Source organism: Flavobacterium hydrophilum (assembly GCF_003202405.1).
Taxonomy (GTDB): Bacteria; Bacteroidota; Bacteroidia; order Flavobacteriales; family Flavobacteriaceae; genus Flavobacterium; species Flavobacterium hydrophilum.
In genome coordinates, this window is sequence record NZ_QJHL01000001.1 from 2,026,374 (window position 1) to 2,046,893 (window position 20,520).

Genomic DNA, 20,520 nt, shown 5'->3' on the forward strand with positions numbered 1-20,520 from the left:
CCAAAACTGAACTTCAGATTGGAATTTTGGATTTTATAAAAATTTGAATTTTGAATTTTATTTCAATGTTTTTGCATTCTTTACATTCTGGTCTGTTAAAGCTAAAGATAATACTTCACTCATTTCTTTTACATAATGAAAAGTCAAACCTTCAAGATATTCAGCTTTAATTTCATCAATATCAGATTTATTTTCGTGACACAAGATAATTTCTTTAATACCAGCTCTTTTCGCTGCTAAGATTTTCTCTTTAATTCCGCCAACCGGTAAAACTTTTCCCCGAAGGGTAATTTCGCCCGTCATTGCTAAACTTTTCTTTACTTTCTTTTGAGTTAATAAAGAAACCAATGAAGTTAACATTGCTATACCTGCACTTGGTCCGTCTTTTGGCGTAGCACCTTCAGGCACGTGCAAGTGAATATTGTATTTTTGAAACAAAGCAATATCAAGTCCTAACTTTTTAGCATTTGCTTTAATATATTCCAAAGCAATTGTAGCCGATTCTTTCATTACAGTCCCTAAATTCCCTGTAATACTTAAAGAACCTTTTCCTTCAGAAATCAAAGATTCTATAAACAAAATATCTCCTCCTACACTTGTCCAGGCAAGACCAGTAACCACTCCGGCAATATCATTGTTTTCATATTTGTCACGTTCCAGTCTTGGTACGCCTAAAACCTTTATAATATCTTCATCGGTAACTTTTTTGTTGTATTCTTCTTCCATTGCAACGGCTTTTGCCGCATTACGAATGACCTGAGCAATTTTTGTTTCCAGATTACGAACACCAGATTCACGTGTATAACCCTCTACAATTTTCTCTAATTGTTTTTTTCCAATTGTCAAATCTTTAGCAGTTAATCCGTGTGCCTCTAATTGTTTTGGAAAAAGGTGTCTTTTTGCAATTTCTACTTTTTCCTCAATTGTATAACCTGACATTTTAATCACTTCCATTCTGTCACGCAATGCCGGCTGAATGGCTGCCATATTATTTGAAGTCGCAATAAACATTACTTTAGATAAATCATACCCCATTTCAAGGAAATTATCATAAAAAGCATTGTTTTGTTCCGGATCTAAAACTTCTAATAATGCTGAAGATGGGTCACCGCTATTGCCATTTGAAAGCTTATCAATTTCATCTAAAATAAATACAGGATTTGAAGTTCCGGCTTTTTTCAAACTTTGAATAATTCGGCCTGGCATTGCACCAATATAAGTTTTTCTATGCCCTCGAATTTCTGCTTCGTCACGTAAACCACCTAAAGAAATACGAACGTATTCACGACCAAGAGCTTCTGCAACTGAACGACCAATAGACGTTTTTCCAACTCCAGGAGGACCTGTTAAACATATGATTGGCGACTTCATATCATTTCGCAATTTTAAAACAGCCAAATGTTCAATCATTCTTTTCTTAACTTCTTCAAGTCCAAAATGATCCTTATCTAATACTTTCTGAGCAAATTTTAAATCAAATTTATCTTTAGAATATTCAGCCCATGGCAATTCCAGAAACAACTCTAAATAATTACGCTGAATTCCGAAATCAGGAGATTGCGGATTCATACGGCGCATTTTAGACAATTCTTTTTCGAAATGTTTCTGCGTTTTTTCATCCCATTTTTTGGTTTTTGCCTTCTGCCCCATTTCATCCATTTCCTCTTCCTGCGAAACGCCTCCCAGTTCTTCCTGAATGGTTTTCATTTGCTGGTGAAGGAAATACTCACGCTGTTGCTGATCTAAATCAAAACGAACTTTTGACTGAATATCATTTTTCAGTTCTAACTTCTGAAGTTCAATATTCATATAACGCAATGTCTCTAAAGCGCGCTCTTTCAATCCATTTATCGATAAAAGACCTTGTTTTTCTTTTACGGATAAATTCATATTCGAAGAAACAAAATTGATCAGAAATGATTGACTTTCAATATTTTTAATTGCAAAAGTAGCTTCAGACGGAATGTTTGGACTTTCTTTAATAATTTGAATCGCTAATTCTTTTACTGAATCTAAAATAGCTGTAAACTCAGTATCATCATCTGATGGGCGTTCTTCTGAAACTTCTTTAATCGTAGCGGTTAAATAAGGCTCTTCTGAAACAACTTCATCAATTTCAAAACGCTTTTTTCCTTGTAAAATAACGGTAACATTTCCATCAGGCATTTTTAAAACGCGCAGAATTCTGGCAACAGTACCAATTTTATGGATATCATCTTTTGACGGATCTTCGTCTTCTTCATTAATTTGAGAAACTACCCCAATAATTTTTCCGCCGGCGTTAGCATCATTAATCAATTTTATCGATTTATCCCTTCCTGCTGAAATCGGAATAACTACACCGGGAAATAAAACAGTATTGCGTAAAGGCAAAATTGGAAGCGAAACAGGAAGTTCCTCATTATTCATTTCCTCCTCATCTTCCGGAGTTAATAATGGAATTAATTCTGCTTCTGAATCAAATTCCTGAAGTGACAGATTGTCAATAGTAAGTATTTTATGGTTTGACATAATAATGTATAAGTCGTTTTGTCATTAAAAGGTTTGTTCTAATCTCAAACACAAGTTAAGAAAGCAGTGTTTTAAGTAAAAACATGCTGAAAATTGCCTTTGAAAATCAGGTCATAAAAATAGACAATCATTATGCCAAAAACAAAGACATTTGATTCGAAATATTACTTCAAAAACTATTTTATGCAAGATTGACGGGCAATTATAAAAATTTACAATTAATTTTAACAAAAGTGTAACAAACCCAAAAAAACACGGTCATTATAAGAAACCAGCAATCATTACTTGAATATAACCAATCAAAATATCGAAGAATTAATCACGCTTTGTAAAGATAATAACCAAAAAGCACAATTCGAAATTTACAATCGTTACTGTAAGGCAATGTTCAATGTCGCATACAGGATTGTAAAAGATGAACATTTTGCACAAGACGTCATGCAGGAAGGTTTTTTGAGAGCTTTTACAAAGATTAACGATTATAAACAGGAAGTTGCATTTGGTGCCTGGCTAAAAAAAATCATTATTAATTATAGTATTGATTTTTACAAAAAGAACAATGCTTTTCAAATGGAAGACCTTAACAAAACACTTTTTAAAATTGAAGAAAATGATACTATTTTATCTGAAAACATTGATTTGAATTCACTTAAAGTAAAGCAGGTTTTGGATATTATTTCAGGTTTAAAAGATAATTACCGTATGGTTTTGACACTCTTTTATATTGAAGGTTACGATCAGGAAGAGATTAGCGAGATCTTAAATATTAGTTATTCCAATTGCAGGACTACATTAAGCAGAGCTAAAGAAAATTTGCGAAAAAAATTAGAGGATATATGAAAAAGGAAAACAACAATTTAGATCAATTATTTAAAATATTTGAAAATCAATGGGATGTACAAGAAATGAATACAAACCATCAGAATGATTTCTTAAATAAATTACATAAAAAAAAACCGAAAAAAAATTACTGGTTTGTAGCAGCAATTGCAGCTTCAATAGCATTATTGTTAGGAATATCTGTTTTTTATAATACTAATGAAAATGCCAAAGAATTCAAATTTGCATCAAAAGAAACCAAACAAACCGATTCAATTTTCAGTATTTTAATTGAAAATGAACTGGTTAAACTAAAAGAAAAAAGTTCACCTGAAAATAACCAAATAATAAACGATGCCTTAAAACAGATGAAAGTTTTTGATGCTGATTATGAAAAAATAATAAAAGAAGTTCAAAGAAACGGTGAGAACAAACAAATTATATATGCCATGATCAGCAACCTACAAACCCGAATATCTTTTTTACAAACGGTTTTACAACGAATTGAAGAAAATGAAAAACTAAAAAATACCACTCATGAAAAAACATTATAACATACTGATCCTATTTGTTTTAATTCCTCTATTAGGATTTTCAAACGATGATATTTTTGTTTCAAAACAAAAAAGTATCAAAAAAACCTATATTGTTAATTCAAACGCAGGAATTGATATTGATAATAAATATGGAAACATTTCAGTCTCTACCTGGGATGAAGACAAAATTGACCTTGACATTACCATAAAAGTAAACGGTCCGAATGAAAACTGGGTAAACGAAAAATTAAATAGCATTGATGTAGACATTACAGCCCTTAAGTCTATGGTTACGGCAATAACTAAAATTGGAAATTCATCTTTAAAAAGCAAAGGAAGCAGCAACAGTTTTGAAATTAATTATGTGATTAAAATCCCAAAAAACGGAACCGTAAAACTTAATAATAAATACGGAAACATTTCTGCTCTCAACTTAGAATCAATAACAGATATTAATTGTAAATACGGCAAAGTCACTCTTGGAAAACTAAACGGGGCAAACAATCGTGTTCAGATTGAGTATTGTCAAAACTCTGCTATTGATTATATCAAAAACGGAACGATTGAAGCACGTTATTCGGCTTTAAAGATTAATGAAGCCGGTTCAATTAACCTGGACGCAAATTATACTGACGTAACCGTTCAGGAAGGTCAAAATATATTATTTGATTGCAATTACGGTACATTTAAATTTAATAAAATCAATTCATTTGGCGGTTCCGGAAACTATATAACCATTTCATTTGGTGAAGTTTCTAACAACTTAAATTTTCAGGGCAACTATTCTAAAATAAATATTGACAACATAAGAGAGAGAGCCGGCAATATAAACATTAATACCGGATACACGAATATATCTTTGGGACATGACATAAATTATGCTTTTGATTTTGAAATAGTTACAAAATATGGAAATATTAAAACCGATAGTGGCTTAGAAATTTCTGTAAATGAAATTAAAAGCAACACAAAAAGAATAAATGGTTATTACAAGAAAAAAGGTCAAAATAAAGTCAATGTTAATTCAAATTATGGAAATGTAAGCTTAATCAAAAAACAATAACATATTTAAACAGTATTTCAATCATCAAAACACCTGTATTATTACCGGTGTTTTTTTTATTAATTCAAGGCCGATAAGATTTAGTTTTTAATGAGGAGCCATACACCTCTTTTGTCATTCCTTCAAAAATTACTATTTTTGCACTCTAAAATTTTATGTCATGCCGAAAAGAAAATATAAAATAGCCGTTGTTCAGTTAAATCTTAACGACATTGCAGAGAACAACCTTAAAAAATGTATCAGTTGGGTAAAAGACGCTGCCAATAAAGGGGCCGAAGTTATTTTATTACCTGAATTGTATAGCAGTCATTATTTTTGCCAAAGCGAAGATGTAGACAATTTTGCATTAGCAGAACCACTTTACAGCACTTCATTCATTGCTTTTAGCGAATTAGCAAAAGAATTAGGAGTCGTTATTATTGTTCCTTTCTTTGAGAAAAGAATGGCCGGAATATACCACAACAGCGCTTACATTATTGATACTGATGGAACTGAAGCAGGTTTATACCGCAAAATGCACATTCCGGATGATCCGCATTTTTACGAAAAATTTTATTTTACTCCGGGAGACTTAGGTTTTCAGGCAATTGAAACTAAAAAAGGAACTATTGGAACGCTTATCTGCTGGGATCAATGGTATCCTGAAGCAGCCCGTATCACAGCTTTAAAAGGTGCCGAAGTATTATTTTATCCTACAGCAATTGGATGGCATCCAAAAGAAAAAGAGCAATATGGCGAAAATCAATATGGCGCATGGATGAATGTTATGAAAGGACATGCCGTTGCAAATGGTGTTTTCGTTGCGGCAGCAAACCGAATTGGCTTAGAACAATATATTGATGGAACTGACGGGATTCAGTTCTGGGGAGCATCTTTTATTGCAGGTCCTCAGGGAGAAATTTTAGCTCAGGCTTCTCATGATCAGGAAGAAATTTTAATTGCCGAAGTAGATTTAGACCTTCAGGAAAATGTGCGTCAAAACTGGCCATTTTTTAGAGACCGAAGAATTGATGCTTTTGGCGATATTACCAAAAGAGCGATTGATTAGATTCAATTTAATTTTATAAAAAAAAGCTGTTTCAAAAATTGAAACAGCTTTTTTAGTATTATTTTGAGTTTTTCTTTATTTCACCTGGAAACTAACTCTTCTTACGATTTGACGCGCTTCCTTTGAATTTTTATTTACAGAAGTGTCTTCTCCATTAGCAATTACATTAAGTCTTGAAGCATCAATTCCTGCATTTATTGCCACTTGTTTTACTGCTTCAGCTCTTTTTCTTGACAATTCGACATTATAACTTGAACTTCCAATTTCATCAGCATAACCTACTACATCAGCCGATTTATTTGGATTATTTTTCAAATATTTCACTAAGAAGTCAATACCTGACAATGAAGCATTAGTTGGCTTAGTAGAGTTAAAATCAAAATATACATTTACATAGCCGTCATTAATTAATTCTTCTACAGTTGTGTTTGTCGCGATTTTATCACTTTTCTGACCATAAGTTTTTTCTAAGTAACTCTCTAATTCATCCGGAACTCCATTTTGGTTGTTATCAATTGATTGTCCTTTTGTATTTACAGCAACACCAGTAACAGAATTTGGCTCTAAATCGTATAAATCAGCTACACCATCTTTATCTGTATCTAAAGCCCCTGTTTCAAGTAGCGCAACTCTTTTTTCTAACTCATCAAATCTGTCTTCTTCAGCAAACCAGTCAGCATGAACTTTATTTTTACCTAAATAAAATGTTAGACCTAAAGACGCATTTAACAGTACCCCATCTAATGGTCGCCCTTTTGAGGCATTCCCCATACCATCAAAATTAAAGTCTTGTAAAGTGTTAACTAATCCACTTACATCTGCTGTTAAAGCAACTCTATTTCCTAACTTGATCTGACCAGTCATACCAAGAATTCCATGAGCTAAGTAATCCTCGCCATCCAAACCGTTCTTTGAACTGATTTGTGATGCTCCAAGTCCACCATGAACCAATATTCCAAAAGTATTTGTCCAAGTTTCAAAATTCAAAACCCTGCTTAAATTAATTACACCCTGAAAACTGGCTCTAATCATCCTGCTTTCAAACTCGGGAGTATTGTCACGTTCAGTAAACTGATCATATCCTAAATCAAGTTTTAATCCGAACTTAGGATTAAACATATATCTTGCCCCTAAATCAGCGTGAAAAGGATTAAAAGATTCTGTTGAATAACCTGCAGTTATTGTTCGCATAGGTGTATTAAAACCACCATTTAATTCGATGGACCATTGATTGTATTCAGGTTTATCCCTAAAGGATTCAATTGAAGTTGTTGTGGTTTCATTTTGTGCATTTGCTACAAATGAAAGCACTAAAAATGTTAAGGAAGCTAATTTTCTTTTCATGATATCTAAGTGTTTTAAAAAATTTACATTTCAAGCTTTAACATGAATCTAACATTGTTAGTTAATTAAAACTCACAACAAACTTATGTTAATAGCATACAAAAAGCGTTCTATTCATTTTTTGAATTTTTACATAATTCCCATAACAGTAGGTTTTTAATGAGAATCAATGAATTTTTAGCTTTTTCTTAAAACAACTTGGGGCGATATATTTTAAATTAATAATTATTAAAATTTGATGAAAACGATCTTTTTATTGAAACTTAGACCTACATTCATAAAAAAGAAAATCATTTCTTCTTTTAATGAATATCAATCTCAATTAAAAGTAAACTTTAACATAAAAAATTATAGAATTTTCATCAAAATTAATTATCTTATAAAAAGATAAAATTAATGTTTTTTTTTAAATTAAAAATATTTTTTTTGTAAAAAATTTCAGCATTAACTTAATAAAATCTTAACAAAAAAGACATATTGAGTAATTATCAACAAAGTTTTCTGTTTTAAGCCATATTTTTTTAAATTATTTACCGAATTACACAATTAAAACAATTAAAATCAACTTCAAGTTTCGAACTATTTCATAATCCTGATGAATGATTATCTTTGTGGTTATTTAAATTTAGAAAAATTTCATGACAGCAACTAACAGAAGATTTCCGGCAGAATGGGAGAAACAGCAAGGAATCGTATTATGTTTTCCTCATAATGGAAACGATTGGCCTGGAAAATACGAAGCAGTTCAATGGGCTTTTGTAGAATTTATCAAAAAAGTAGCCACTTTTGAAACGGTTTTTTTGGTGGTAGCCGATGAAAAATTAAAAGACAAAGTAGCCGAAATATTAGAAAGAGCATGTGTAAACATCAAAAATGTTTCTTTTATTATTCATAAAACAAATAGAAGCTGGATGCGGGATTCGGGACCAATTATTGTAAAAAACGGTTCTAAAAGAGAAGCCTTAAATTTCAATTTTAATGGCTGGGCAAAATATAAAAATTATCAGTTAGACAAATTTGTACCCGGTAAAATTGCTGATTTTATTGATGTTTCGCTCACACAGGTTATGTACAAAGGAAAACCCGTAATCGTTGAAGGCGGAGCTATTGATGTAAACGGAAAAGGAACTTTATTAACTTCTGAAGAATGCTTAATGCACCCAACAATTCAGGTTCGAAATCCCGGTTTTACCAAAGAAGATTACGAAGCTGTTTTTAAAGAATATCTTGGAGTCACTAATGTTATCTGGTTGGGAGACGGAATTGAAGGCGACGATACTCACGGTCATATCGATGATTTATGCCGATTTGTAAATGAAGATACCATTGTTACAATTGTTGAAACTGATAAAAACGATTCAAATTACAAACCTTTGCAGGACAACTTAAAACGTCTGCAAAACGCAAAATTAGAAGATGGCAGATCGCCAACAATCGTTGCGTTACCAATGCCAAAACGTGTTGATTTTGAAGATTTAAGATTACCTGCAAGTTATGCTAATTTCCTAATTTTAAATAATTGCGTTTTAGTTCCAACATTCAATGACAGTAAAGATCGTGTAGCTTTAAATATCTTAGCAGAATGTTTCCCTGACAGAGAAGTAATCGGAATAAGTTGTATTGATTTTATTTGGGGATTTGGAACGCTACATTGTTTGAGCCAGCAGATCCCTGCTTAGCAATAAACTATTACTACATATTATAAAAACCATTTTAATACTTTTATCGGTGCGAAAAAAAAGCTTGTTAGAATAAACTAACAAGCTTTTTTATACAAATCATAGTACTGATTAAAAAATACTATGCTCCCTTCATTGTCTTATAAAAGGCGGTAACAATTGGCTTGCAACTTCTCCAAAACCAATTCGTACTTCAGCATTTTCGCAGAAACCACGAATAATTACCGTATCATTATCTTCAATAAATTTACGCTCGCTTCCGTCATTTAATTTAAGAGGATTTTTTCCTCCCCAGGTTAATTCCAACATTGAACCAAAACTATCAGGAGTTGGTCCTGAAATAGTTCCTGATCCCATCATATCTCCTGAATTTACACGACAACCGTTTGAAGTATGATGCGCCAGCTGCTGGCTCATAGACCAGTATAAATATTTAAAATTAGATTTTGAAACAATTGTTTCCTGCTGATCTTCAGGTTTAAGTGCTACTTCCAAATGAATATCAAAAGCTTTTTTCCCTTTTGTTTGTAAATACGGCAGTGGGGTTGGATCCTGTTTTGGCCCTTTTGCCCTAAAAGGTTCCAAAGCATCCATAGTTACAATCCATGGAGAAATTGATGTTGCAAAGCTTTTTGCCAGGAAAGGTCCCAATGGCACATATTCCCATTTTTGAATATCGCGTGCACTCCAGTCATTAAGCAAAACCATCCCGAAAATATAATCTTCTGCTTCGTAAGTTGAAATATTTTCGCCCATTACATTGACATCAGTAGTAATAAAGGCTGTTTCCAATTCAAAATCCACTAAACGTGAAGGCCCAAAAACCGGATATTTTTCTCCAGCCGGCAAAATTTGCCCCATCGGTCTGTGCACCGGGATTCCCGACGGAACAATCGTAGAACTTCTTCCATGATACCCAACCGGAATGTGCAGCCAGTTTGGCAATAATGCATTTTCAGGATCACGAAACATTTTACCTACGTTTGTAGCATGTTCCCTGCTTGAATAGAAATCGGTATAATCGCCAATTAAAACCGGCAATTGCATCTCAACATCGTCTATTTTAAAAATTACAATATCACGATCTTTTTCCGAGTCTCTAAGTTGCGGATTTTCTGCATCAAAAATATCTGCAATACGATTTCGGACTAATCGCCATGTTTTTTTTCCATCAGAAATAAAATCATTTAGCGTATCCTGCATGAACATATCATCAGTTAGATCTATTCCTTCAAAATAATTTAGTTGCTGTAAAGCCCCTAAATCTATAGCGTAATCGCCAATTCTTGTTCCTACTGTAACGACATTTTCTTTGGTAAGAAATACACCGAAAGGAATATTCTGGATAGGAAAATCACTGTTCTTTGGAACTTCTAACCATGATTTTCTCTTAGTATCGTTGGCGGTTATTGGCATGTGAATGTTAATTATTTGTTGAAAAATTCTATGTCAAATATATCATAATCTAACAGTTTCACAAACGTTTTTTTGTATTTTTGCAGGAAATTAACGAAAAACGAAAAAATGCAACGCGACGAACAAATTTTTGACCTTATACTAGAGGAACAAGACAGACAAATTCATGGATTAGAACTTATTGCTTCAGAAAACTTCGTGAGTGATCAGGTAATTGAAGCAGCTGGTTCTGTTTTAACTAACAAATACGCTGAGGGATATCCTGGCAAAAGATACTACGGCGGTTGCGAAGTAGTTGACGTTATTGAGCAGATTGCTATTGACAGAGCCAAAGAATTATTTGGTGCTGAATATGCAAACGTGCAGCCTCATTCTGGTTCTCAGGCTAATGCTTCTGTTTTCCACGCTTGTTTACAGCCGGGAGATACAATTTTAGGTTTTGACTTATCTCACGGTGGTCATCTGACTCATGGTTCACCTGTAAACTTTTCAGGACGTGTTTACAATCCAGTGTTTTATGGTGTAGACAAAGAAACCGGAAGATTGGATTACGATAAAATTCAGGAAATTGCAACTAAAGAGCAGCCAAAATTAATCATCGCAGGAGCTTCAGCTTATTCCCGTGATATGGATTTTGCCCGTTTCAGACAAATTGCTGATAGTGTTGGAGCAATTTTATTTGCTGATATTTCACACCCAGCAGGTCTTATTGCAAAAGGTTTATTGAATGACCCGATTCCACATTGTCATATCGTTTCTACAACAACACACAAAACATTGCGCGGACCAAGAGGTGGTTTGATTTTAATGGGGAAAGATTTTGAAAACCCTTGGGGATTGAAAACTCCAAAAGGCGAAATCAGAATGATGTCATCATTATTAGATCTTGCTGTTTTCCCAGGAAATCAAGGTGGTCCTTTGATGCATATTATTGCTGCTAAAGCCGTTGCTTTTGGTGAAGCATTAAAAGATGAATTCTTTACTTACGCCATGCAATTGCAAAAAAATGCTAACGCTATGGCAGATGCTTTTGTAAAAAGAGGATACAACATTATTTCCGGAGGAACTGACAATCACATGATGTTAATTGACTTAAGAAATAAAAATATTTCAGGAAAAGAAGCTGAAAATGCATTGGTAAAAGCTGAAATTACAGTTAATAAAAACATGGTTCCATTTGATGACAAATCACCATTTGTAACTTCAGGAATTCGTGTTGGAACAGCTGCTATCACTACCCGTGGTTTAGTTGAAAAAGATATGGAAACTATCGTTGACTTAATCGATAAGGTATTAACTGATCATACAAATGAAGCTGTTATCGAAGAAGTAGCAAATGCAGTAGATGAAATGATGAGCGAAAGACCAATTTTCGTATATTAAGAATAGTTTCAAGTTTAAAGTTTCAAGTTTAAAGTTTTGTGGCGTTATAAAACGTATGCAAAACTTTAAACTTTTTTCGTTCCTAAAAAGAACGTAATACAGGTAGCTTGAAACATGAAACTTGAAACAAAAAAACAAAAAACTATGGGTGTATTACGATTACAATTACCAACCGACCCAAGATGGGTAAATATAGTTGAGAAAAACATTGAAGAAATTCTGACTGATCACGCCTGGTGCGAACAAAAAGCAGCTACAAACGCCATAACGATTATCACTAACAATTCTGAACATCAGGATTTAGTAAAAGATTTATTGGCTCTAGCCAAAGAAGAAATCGATCATTTCGAACAGGTCCATAATATAATCATTAAAAGGGGATTAAAACTTGGCCGCGAACGCAAAGATGATTATGTAAATGAATTATACCAATACATGAAAAAAAGCGGGGACGGAAGCCGTGTTTCAGGCCTGGTCGAAAGATTGCTGTTTTCAGCAATGATTGAAGCCAGAAGCTGTGAGCGTTTTAAAGTTTTATCTGAAAACATTCAGGATGAAGAATTGGCTGTTTTTTACAGAGAATTGATGGAAAGTGAAGCAGGACACTACACTACCTTTATTACATACGCCAGAAAATACGGTGTTGGAATTGATGTTGAAAAACGTTGGAGAGAATGGCTTGCTTTCGAGGAATCTATTATCACTAATTACGGAAAAGGGGAAACTATTCACGGATAGTTTTTTCTTTGTTTACAAATTTTCCTGATGCAAATAATTACAACTGATCATTTAATTTTATACTATTTTTAATACTTTTTAAGTTATAGACTTTTAAATTGCAGTAAAATTAAAGTCAATTATGATTATGGATAAAATAAAAATACTTTGGGTCGATGATGAAATCGATCTTTTAAAGCCTCATATATTATTTCTGGAGAAAAAAAATTACGCAGTCACTACCTGCAATAACGGGCTTGATGCAATTGGCCTTTTTGAAGAAGAAAATTTTGACATTGTCTTTTTAGATGAAAATATGCCTGGAATGAGCGGCCTGGAAACACTTTCAGAAATGAAAGAAAAAAAATCAGCCATTCCAATGATTATGATTACCAAAAGCGAAGAGGAATATATCATGGAAGAAGCAATTGGTTCTAAAATTGCCGATTACCTGATAAAACCTGTGAATCCGAATCAGATTTTGTTAAGTTTAAAGAAAAACCTGGATCATTCCAGATTGATTTCTGAAAAAACAACTTTAGATTACCAGAAAGAATTTAGAAAGATTTCAATGGAATTAGCTATGGTTAATTCTTTCGAAGACTGGGTAGAGCTTTATAAAAAATTGATTTTCTGGGAACTAGAACTTGAAAACATAAAAGATCAGGCGATGATCGAAATCCTGGAATCACAAAAAGTTGAAGCCAATTCGCAATTTGGTAAATATATTGAACGAAATTATGAAGACTGGTTTGCTCCAAAAGCGGATAAACCAATTCAGTCCCACAATTTATTTAAGGAATTAGTGGTTCCTGAACTTAAAAAGAAAGACAAACCTATTTTATTTGTTGTCGTTGATAATCTACGATACGATCAGTGGAAATCTTTTGAAACCGTAGTCTCAAATTATTATAAATTAGAAAAAGAAGTTCCTTATTTTTCAATACTTCCAACCGCTACACAATATGCCAGAAATGCAATTTTCTCAGGTTTATTGCCGGTAGAAATGGAAAAACAATTTCCTGAGTATTGGAAAAATGATGTGGAAGACGGCGGAAAAAACCTTTACGAAGCTGAATTTCTTAGTGCTCAACTAAAGCGTCTCGGACTAAACATAAAAGAGGATTATTTTAAAATTACTAATTATTCAGGCGGTAAAAAACTGGCAGAAAATTTCAAAGCTTTAAAAGGCAACGATCTCGTTACAGTAGTTTATAATTTCGTGGACATGTTATCACATGCTAAAACTGAAATGGAAGTTGTAAAAGAATTAGCTTCTGATGACAAAGCTTATCGTTCCCTGACTTTGAGCTGGTTTAAAAATTCTCCTTTGTTGGAAATTATCCAACAGGCACAGCTTTTAGGTTTCAAATTAATCCTGACTACCGATCACGGAACTATAAACGTAAAAAACCCATCAAAAGTAGTTGGAGACAAAAACACAAGCTTGAATTTGCGTTACAAAACAGGCCGTAGTTTAACCTACGAACAAAAAGACGTTTATGTGGTAAAAGAACCTAAAACCATTGGTTTGCCTGCCATAAACATGAGCAGTTCGTTTATTTTTGCCAAAAACGATTTGTTTTTAGCTTATGTAAACAACTATAATCATTATGTGAGTTATTACAAAAACACGTATCAACACGGCGGAATTTCGTTAGAAGAAATGATTATTCCGTTTTTGGTGTTTAATCCGAAATAAAAAAGTTGCCACGAATTTCACAATTTTTACGAATTAATATTTGTATTTCTATTAATTTAAAAAAAATAAATTAGTGTAAATTCGTGGCAAAATAATCTTGCTTTCGCAGAAGACAATTGCATTAAATAAATATACAATGAATATCGTTTTTTCATTAGATCAGATTCAGGAAGTAGCTAAAAAAATTATTGCTCAAAATCCAAAAAAAATCATTCTTTTTAATGGGGAAATGGGCGTTGGAAAAACTACTCTGATTAAACAATTATGCAAAACTCTGGGAGTTGAAGACGCAACCAGCAGTCCGACTTTCTCCTTAGTCAACGAATATTACACTTCTGACAATCAAATCGTTTATCATTTTGATTTTTACAGGTTAAACAAAGAAACTGAAGCTCTTGATATGGGCGTTGACGACTATTTATATTCAGGAAACTGGTGTTTTATTGAATGGTCTGAAAAAATTGCAGGTTTAATTCCGGAAGAACATTCTGTTATTACTATTGAGTTAGTTAACGATGGAAAAAGAAGTTTAAAATTGGTTTAATATATTTAAAATGAAAACTTCAGATACCGTAGAAATAATTCCTTTTTCTCCTGATCTAAAAGATCATATTAAAATTTTAAACATTGCCTGGCTTACAAAATATTTCAGAATTGAGGAAAAAGATGAATTAACGCTTTCAAATCCACAAGAAGAAATTATTGATAAAGGCGGAATGATTTTTTATGCAAAATACAAAAATGAGATTCTGGGAACAGTTTCTTTAATAAAAGTTGATAACGCAACTTTTGAATTGAGCAAAATGGCTGTTTCTGATCAGGCACAAGGTCTCGGAATAGGAAATATACTTTTAAAACATTCAATTGCTGTTGCTAAAGAAAAAGGTATCGAGAATCTAATTTTATATTCCAACCGAATTTTACTTCCGGCAATTCATTTATATGAAAAATTTGGATTTACTGAAATCCCCCTTGAAAAAGGCCTCTATGAAAGAGCTGATATAAAAATGCAAAAAATAATATCTTAGACTAAAATAGTATTCGTAGAATTTCATATTGATTTTAAAACTTTTTACGTAATTTGTACTCTTAATTATTTTTACACCCCATGTCAATAACTCTTACTCCATTTACGAAACAGCAATTGCTGCCACAAGAAGAAAAGCTTGAAGTTGGCCGCCATAAAAGAGAACTTTTCATAGGGATCCCTAAAGAAACAAGCTATCAGGAACGTCGTATTTGTCTAACCCCGGATGCCGTAAATTCATTAACATACGCCGGACATCGTGTCATGATTGAATCAGGAGCCGGAGAAAGTTCCAGTTATTCTGATAAGGAGTATAGTGATGCAGGAGCAGAAGTTACAAAAGATACTAAAAAAGTTTTTGGCTGTCCGTTATTACTCAAAGTGGAACCGCCTACTTTGGCAGAAATTAAAATGATTAATCCTGAAACGACAATCATATCTGCTATTCAGCTAAAAACAAAAAAGAAAGCTTATTTTGAAGCTTTGTCCCAGAAAAAAATTACCGCACTTGCTTTTGAATATATTAAAGATGAAGACGGGTCCTATCCTGCCGTAAAATCATTAAGCGAAATTGCCGGAACAGCCTCCATACTTATCGCAGCTGAACTGATGATTACCGACGAATTTGGAAAAGGACTTTTATTCGGAAACATTACCGGTGTACCTCCTACTGATGTTGTTATTTTAGGAGCCGGAACTGTTGGCGAATTTGCCGCAAAAACAGCTATTGGGTTAGGTGCCAATGTAAAAGTTTTTGATAATTCAATTACTAAATTACGTCGTTTACAAAACAATTTAAATCAGCGTATTTTTACTTCTACAATTCAGCAAAAAGCATTACTAAAAGCTTTAAGACGTTGTGATGTCGCCATAGGTGCCATGCGCGGAAAAGAACGCTGTCCGATTATCGTTACTGAAACTATGGTAGAACACATGAAAAAAGGAGCTGTAATTGTCGACGTCAGTATTGATATGGGAGGCTGTTTTGAAACCTCTGAGGTTACTACTCATGAAAAACCTACATTTATAAAAAGCAATGTCCTGCATTATTGTGTACCAAATATTCCTTCAAGATATTCTAAAACTGCTTCTCTTTCTATAAGCAATATAATCACCCCTTATTTATTACAGATAGCCGAAGATGGTGGTTTGGAAAGTGCAATCAGATGCAACAAAGGTTTAAAAAACGGGATTTATCTTTACCACGGAATCCTGACTAACAAAGCTATTGGAGAATGGTTTGATTTACCTGATAACGATATCAATTTACTTGTTTTCTAAAATAACTTTAGCTTACCTTTGCAAAAAATTTAATTCATGAAGTTCGTACACCGTTTTGCTTATTATTTGATTGGTTTAGTTATGGGGTGCTTTTTTGTAGCACTCGTTTTTAGTGGAAAAGATACTCGCTGCAACTACTTTCCGAATGCCAGAGTTTTGAATAGTCTCAGAACAAAACCATTTCAATATTCTGAAAAAGCAATTCAAACGCTGAACGAAAAATGGGTAGATACTGCTGATATTAAAAACACACTGCAGTTTGGTGATGTAGATTTTGATCAGAGTAATACTCCTCACAACAAAGGAAAATTATACATCATTGAAGGGAAAACAATTAAAAACCAAGAGATTATTCTTAAAGTGACCAACTACGAAAACAAAGCTGTTTTAGAGGAAATTATTAAAAAATAATCAAAAATTAAATATAGAATAGAATATAAGGATGGTTTTTACTATCCTTTTTTTTATGCTAAATATTATTATTATGAAACCTAAAACCCTAGCCCTGATGGAAGCGGCATCCTTTTTCTCGCTTCTTTAGCGAGGAAAAGATATAGCGGACAGCAGGAAATAGCTCCTTCTTTTCAAACACTTTATTTTATTTGAAAATTAGTTAAAACAAAAAAGGTCCAGCTTTTCAGATGAACCTTTCTACAAATTATTTTTTTATTTGCTTTTTATAATATTTTCGGTATTTCGGATATGTTATGGCTCCTATTACTGAAATTGCGGCCAGTGAATAATATATCCAGTCAAGAGATTTTGCTTCTCCGCTTGCATAAGAATGTAAACCTACCAAGTGGAAATTCACTCCATAATAAGTAAACAAAATGGATATAAATGCAAACATACTCATTAAGTTAAATGTCCATTTTCCTCTTAAAGCAGGTACAAAACGAGCGTGAATTACAAATGCATAAATCATGATGGAAATCAAAGCCCATGTTTCTTTTGGATCCCAACCCCAATAACGTCCCCAGCTTTCATTGGCCCATTGTCCTCCAAGGAAGTTTCCTATCGTTAACATAATCAATCCGATTGTCAATGCCATTTCGTTGATGTATGTGATCTCCTTAATATTCAGATCCATTTTGGCTTTGTTTTTTTCTGTTGTAAAGAAAATTAAAATTAAGGAAACAAAACCTAAAATCATTCCTAATGCAGTTGGACCGTAACTTGCTACAATTACTGCAACGTGAATCATTAACCAATATGAGTTAAGAACAGGCTGTAAATTTGCAATTTCCGGATCAATCCAGTTTAGATACGCTGCCATTAAGATCATCGCTGTCACGAAAGCTGATGAAGCAACAGTTAATTTTGATTTTCTATCGAAAGCCAATCCAAAGAACATTGTGGACCAGGCTACATATATAATAGATTCGTAAGCATTACTCCATGGAGCGTGCCCAGAAATATACCAACGTGCTATTAAGCCTAAAGTGTGCAACGCAAAGAAAAAACCAATAATAATATGACATGTATTTACACAAAAACGAATCCATTTTTTTTCAAAAAAGATATTTACAATTGTAAAAATAAACATGATGATTGCTGCTGTAATGTACCAATATGTTAATTTTTGAAAAACATCGTATTTATTATAAGCGATTTCGGCATCAATTTTTTCTTCGCTCGGACGTACTTTAGCTCCAAATTTCTTTTGGAAGCCGTTGATGCTTTCGACTAAATCATCGGCAGTTTTAAAATCTTTAGAAATAGATCCATTATTTAAGGCATTGAAATAAAGTGGCAGGATTTGTTTGGTATAAGTTGCTTCCATTCCTTTTAAACCTGCATGTTCCAATTCGAGATATGAAATCCATTTATCGCCCGGATGATTTGGAACAGGGAATATTTTCAAAATACTTCCGCTTAATGCAGATTCCATCAGGTTGACTTTTTTATCGGTTTCAATAAAATCTTTTTCAAACTGATTTGGATTAGCTGCTTTGTAAGCTGCATCTAAATATGGAGACAATTTATAATTTCCGTTTTCATCAAAAAACTTTACAAAAGGTGCTTTTTTTGTCTCCTTATCTACTCCAATAATTTTTCTGATACTATCATTTCCGGCTCTTAAATGAATAATCGGAACCTGAATCCAAACCTGGGCATATTGTGTCATCGACAAAAATACCTGATCAGAATTCATACCGTTGTAAGTATCGCTGTGGCTTACTTTTCTCAACAACTCTGACGAAAAGGTATTAATAGGCTTCATTCTTCCTCCTGCATCCTGAATAATCAAACGACCAAATTTAGCAGCATGAGCTTCCGGTGCTTTGTAAATAGTCAATAATGAATCTATTTGTTTCTGGCTTGGCGGGCGTGTTACGTGATTGGCATGATCATTAGGATCATCGTTATGAGTGTGTGTATGATTGTGGTTATGATTGTCTCCAGGTGTATGAACATGTGGCTCTTGTGCAAAACTGTTAAAGCTCAACATTAAAACTAAAATCGTAATTAATTTTGCTTTTTTCTCTTTTACTTTTTCAAGTTTTCGTTTTAAATCTGTAAAACGGGAACCTTTGGTAAACATGATAGCCATAAGCCCAAAAAACAACATAAAATATCCCAAATAAGTAATCGATGTTCCCCACCAATCATGGTTAACCGATAATACAGTTCCTTTTTCGTCGGGGTCAAACGAAGACTGGAAAAACCTGTATCCTTTATGATCTAAAACGTGATTCATATAAATATCAGCATCAAAAGTTTCAGAAGAATCCTGAACAGTAACCTTACTTTCAAATGCGGAATAACTTTTCTCTGTTCCTGGATATTTTGTTGCAATAAAATCATTTAGTTTCACTTTAAAAGGTAAAATATAGGCTTTACTTCCGTAAAATAAACTGTATTCAATTTTTCCGATTTTAACGGTTTGTGGCTCTCCCACACTTCCTTTAGACCCCATAAGGCGTACTTCTTTTTCCTGACCTTCCGCTTTAACTTTTACGATTAAAGCATCAGTATGAGATTTAGCTTTATAGTCATTATTCGATACATAATCCACAATTCCTCTTACGGCCGGATCCGGGAAAACAATTCGGATGTCACCAATACTGTACAAAGAACGCATCATTAAAGGTTGTACATTATCTTTGGTTACTTTTCCTTTAAACTGATCAGCCATTCGCATAAACTCACCTTCAAAAGGAGTTTGGATCGTATATTTTTCACCGGTTGTATTAATATTTATAGCACCATCTGTTGGTTTATTCAAAGCAAATAAAACATTGTGGATGTTTTGAACTTCTCCTTCTTTTAGAAAATGTTCTTCACGCCCACCGGCTCCGGCTTCAACTAATTTAATGTATAAAGTCCCTTTTGGATCGGGTTTTATGGTTTCTTTAGCCCCCATTATGTAATTAACGTAAGTTATTTCAAATGGAGTTTCGTCAAATTTACCTGAAAGGGTAAAGTCGTTATTGGTAACCGGAGAGAACAAAAGGCTTTTTTCAAAAGTTCTGCGTTTCATTTCTCCTTTATATTCTCCATCTGCAAAAACGGTTAAAAATGTTTTATCGGAATAGATTTGGTTTTCAGCTGCTCCTTCGCGGATTGGCATAACTCCTTCATAACTGATATAACGCGTAATAAATGCTCCTAAAAGAATAAAAATAAATGCAAGGTGAAGTAACAATGTTGCCCATTTTTCTTTTTTCAATAATTGATAGCGTTTGATGTTTCCAAAGAAGTTAATCAGGAAAAACACCATTATGGCCTCGAACCACCAGGTATTATAAATTAAAATTCGTGCGGTATCAGTATTGTATTTACTTTCGATAAAAGTTCCAATGCCCATTGCTATTGCAAATGTTAAAAAAAGAACGGCCATTAATCGTGTAGAAAACAAAAAAGAGAATATTTTTTTATCCATTTTTGAAGGAATTACTGTGTATAAAAGTGGCACAAAAGTACTTAAAAATGTTGAGTTGTAATATTTGTCTTTTGTTAATTAAAACCAAAAACAGACCAATAAATCAAT

Annotated in this window: 16 protein-coding genes; 12 read left to right on the forward strand and 4 right to left on the reverse strand. The window is 33.3% G+C overall.

Annotated features, from left to right (window positions below; genetic code table 11):
• Positions 1-57: 57 nt before the first annotated feature.
• The gene (gene lon, locus DMB68_RS07810; protein ID WP_110346045.1) at positions 58-2,511 is read right to left on the reverse strand and encodes an endopeptidase La; all 2,454 of its coding nucleotides are present in this window, start codon (positions 2,509-2,511) and stop codon (positions 58-60) included.
• A 285-nt stretch (positions 2,512-2,796) separates the two neighbouring features.
• On the opposite strand from lon, the gene DMB68_RS07815 reads away from it, so the two are divergent.
• From DMB68_RS07815 to DMB68_RS07830, 4 genes are all read left to right on the forward strand, one after another.
• Positions 2,797-3,351 (forward strand): RNA polymerase sigma factor, encoded by a 555-nt coding sequence (locus DMB68_RS07815; protein WP_110346046.1) that lies wholly within the window; start codon positions 2,797-2,799, stop codon positions 3,349-3,351.
• Positions 3,348-3,884, forward strand: coding sequence for an anti-sigma factor (locus DMB68_RS07820; protein WP_110346047.1), 537 nt, complete (start codon positions 3,348-3,350; stop codon positions 3,882-3,884). Before DMB68_RS07815 ends, DMB68_RS07820 begins: the two co-directional genes overlap by 4 nt.
• Positions 3,868-4,929: a hypothetical protein gene (locus DMB68_RS07825; protein ID WP_110346048.1), complete on the forward strand. Its 1,062-nt coding sequence runs from the start codon at positions 3,868-3,870 to the stop codon at positions 4,927-4,929. Before DMB68_RS07820 ends, DMB68_RS07825 begins: the two co-directional genes overlap by 17 nt.
• Before the next feature lie 160 nt (positions 4,930-5,089).
• Positions 5,090-5,977, forward strand: coding sequence for a carbon-nitrogen hydrolase (locus DMB68_RS07830; RefSeq protein WP_110346049.1), 888 nt, complete (start codon positions 5,090-5,092; stop codon positions 5,975-5,977).
• 75 nt (positions 5,978-6,052) lie between these two features.
• Here DMB68_RS07830 and DMB68_RS07835 read toward each other — a convergent pair whose 3' ends face one another.
• Entirely contained in the window at positions 6,053-7,321 is a 1,269-nt protein-coding gene (locus tag DMB68_RS07835; RefSeq protein WP_110346050.1) for an OmpA family protein, read from the reverse strand.
• Between the two features lie 638 nt (positions 7,322-7,959).
• Between DMB68_RS07835 and DMB68_RS07840 the strand changes: the two genes are divergently transcribed.
• Complete coding sequence (locus DMB68_RS07840) at positions 7,960-9,000, forward strand: agmatine deiminase family protein (RefSeq protein ID WP_110346051.1); 1,041 nt, start codon at positions 7,960-7,962, stop codon at positions 8,998-9,000.
• 132 nt (positions 9,001-9,132) lie between these two features.
• On the opposite strand, the gene fahA is transcribed toward DMB68_RS07840, so the two are convergent.
• Positions 9,133-10,416, reverse strand: a complete 1,284-nt coding sequence (gene fahA / locus DMB68_RS07845) for a fumarylacetoacetase (protein ID WP_110346052.1) — start codon at positions 10,414-10,416, stop codon at positions 9,133-9,135.
• 108 nt (positions 10,417-10,524) lie between these two features.
• On the opposite strand from fahA, the gene glyA reads away from it, so the two are divergent.
• The 7 genes from glyA to DMB68_RS07880 all read left to right on the forward strand — a co-directional run bounded on the left by glyA (position 10,525) and on the right by DMB68_RS07880 (position 16,937).
• Entirely contained in the window at positions 10,525-11,799 is a 1,275-nt protein-coding gene (glyA, locus tag DMB68_RS07850; RefSeq protein WP_110346053.1) for a serine hydroxymethyltransferase, read from the forward strand.
• A 114-nt stretch (positions 11,800-11,913) separates the two neighbouring features.
• A complete protein-coding gene (miaE, locus tag DMB68_RS07855) occupies positions 11,914-12,537 on the forward strand; it encodes a tRNA-(ms[2]io[6]A)-hydroxylase (RefSeq protein WP_317047356.1) in 624 nt (207 codons plus the stop codon).
• Between the two features lie 127 nt (positions 12,538-12,664).
• Entirely contained in the window at positions 12,665-14,218 is a 1,554-nt protein-coding gene (gene porX, locus DMB68_RS07860; protein ID WP_110346393.1) for a T9SS response regulator signal transducer PorX, read from the forward strand.
• A 136-nt stretch (positions 14,219-14,354) separates the two neighbouring features.
• Positions 14,355-14,762 (forward strand): tRNA (adenosine(37)-N6)-threonylcarbamoyltransferase complex ATPase subunit type 1 TsaE, encoded by a 408-nt coding sequence (tsaE, locus tag DMB68_RS07865; protein WP_110346054.1) that lies wholly within the window; start codon positions 14,355-14,357, stop codon positions 14,760-14,762.
• 10 nt (positions 14,763-14,772) lie between these two features.
• Entirely contained in the window at positions 14,773-15,246 is a 474-nt protein-coding gene (locus tag DMB68_RS07870; RefSeq protein WP_110346055.1) for a GNAT family N-acetyltransferase, read from the forward strand.
• A gap of 80 nt (positions 15,247-15,326) precedes the next feature.
• Positions 15,327-16,526 (forward strand): alanine dehydrogenase, encoded by a 1,200-nt coding sequence (locus DMB68_RS07875; protein ID WP_031457656.1) that lies wholly within the window; start codon positions 15,327-15,329, stop codon positions 16,524-16,526.
• A 36-nt stretch (positions 16,527-16,562) separates the two neighbouring features.
• Entirely contained in the window at positions 16,563-16,937 is a 375-nt protein-coding gene (locus tag DMB68_RS07880) for a DUF4258 domain-containing protein (RefSeq protein ID WP_110346056.1), read from the forward strand.
• Positions 16,938-17,184: 247 nt separating this feature from the next.
• On the opposite strand, the gene ccsA is transcribed toward DMB68_RS07880, so the two are convergent.
• Positions 17,185-20,412: a cytochrome c biogenesis protein CcsA gene (gene ccsA / locus DMB68_RS07885; RefSeq protein WP_110346057.1), complete on the reverse strand. Its 3,228-nt coding sequence runs from the start codon at positions 20,410-20,412 to the stop codon at positions 17,185-17,187.
• Positions 20,413-20,520: the final 108 nt, after the last annotated feature.

Bases quoted from the DNA above. Each gene is read 5' to 3' on its own strand.
- glyA (WP_110346053.1), top strand. From the start codon at position 10,525: ATGCAACGCGACGAACAAATTTTTGACCTTATACTAGAGGAACAAGAC.
- DMB68_RS07830 (WP_110346049.1), top strand. From the start codon at position 5,090: ATGCCGAAAAGAAAATATAAAATAGCCGTTGTTCAGTTAAATCTTAAC.
- miaE (WP_317047356.1), top strand. From the start codon at position 11,914: ATGAAACTTGAAACAAAAAAACAAAAAACTATGGGTGTATTACGATTA.
- fahA (WP_110346052.1), bottom strand. From the start codon at position 10,416: ATGCCAATAACCGCCAACGATACTAAGAGAAAATCATGGTTAGAAGTT.
- DMB68_RS07880 (WP_110346056.1), top strand. From the start codon at position 16,563: ATGAAGTTCGTACACCGTTTTGCTTATTATTTGATTGGTTTAGTTATG.
- DMB68_RS07835 (WP_110346050.1), bottom strand. From the start codon at position 7,321: ATGAAAAGAAAATTAGCTTCCTTAACATTTTTAGTGCTTTCATTTGTA.
- DMB68_RS07840 (WP_110346051.1), top strand. From the start codon at position 7,960: ATGACAGCAACTAACAGAAGATTTCCGGCAGAATGGGAGAAACAGCAA.
- ccsA (WP_110346057.1), bottom strand. From the start codon at position 20,412: ATGGATAAAAAAATATTCTCTTTTTTGTTTTCTACACGATTAATGGCC.
- porX (WP_110346393.1), top strand. From the start codon at position 12,665: ATGGATAAAATAAAAATACTTTGGGTCGATGATGAAATCGATCTTTTA.
- DMB68_RS07820 (WP_110346047.1), top strand. From the start codon at position 3,348: ATGAAAAAGGAAAACAACAATTTAGATCAATTATTTAAAATATTTGAA.
- DMB68_RS07825 (WP_110346048.1), top strand. From the start codon at position 3,868: ATGAAAAAACATTATAACATACTGATCCTATTTGTTTTAATTCCTCTA.
- lon (WP_110346045.1), bottom strand. From the start codon at position 2,511: ATGTCAAACCATAAAATACTTACTATTGACAATCTGTCACTTCAGGAA.
- DMB68_RS07875 (WP_031457656.1), top strand. From the start codon at position 15,327: ATGTCAATAACTCTTACTCCATTTACGAAACAGCAATTGCTGCCACAA.
- tsaE (WP_110346054.1), top strand. From the start codon at position 14,355: ATGAATATCGTTTTTTCATTAGATCAGATTCAGGAAGTAGCTAAAAAA.
- DMB68_RS07870 (WP_110346055.1), top strand. From the start codon at position 14,773: ATGAAAACTTCAGATACCGTAGAAATAATTCCTTTTTCTCCTGATCTA.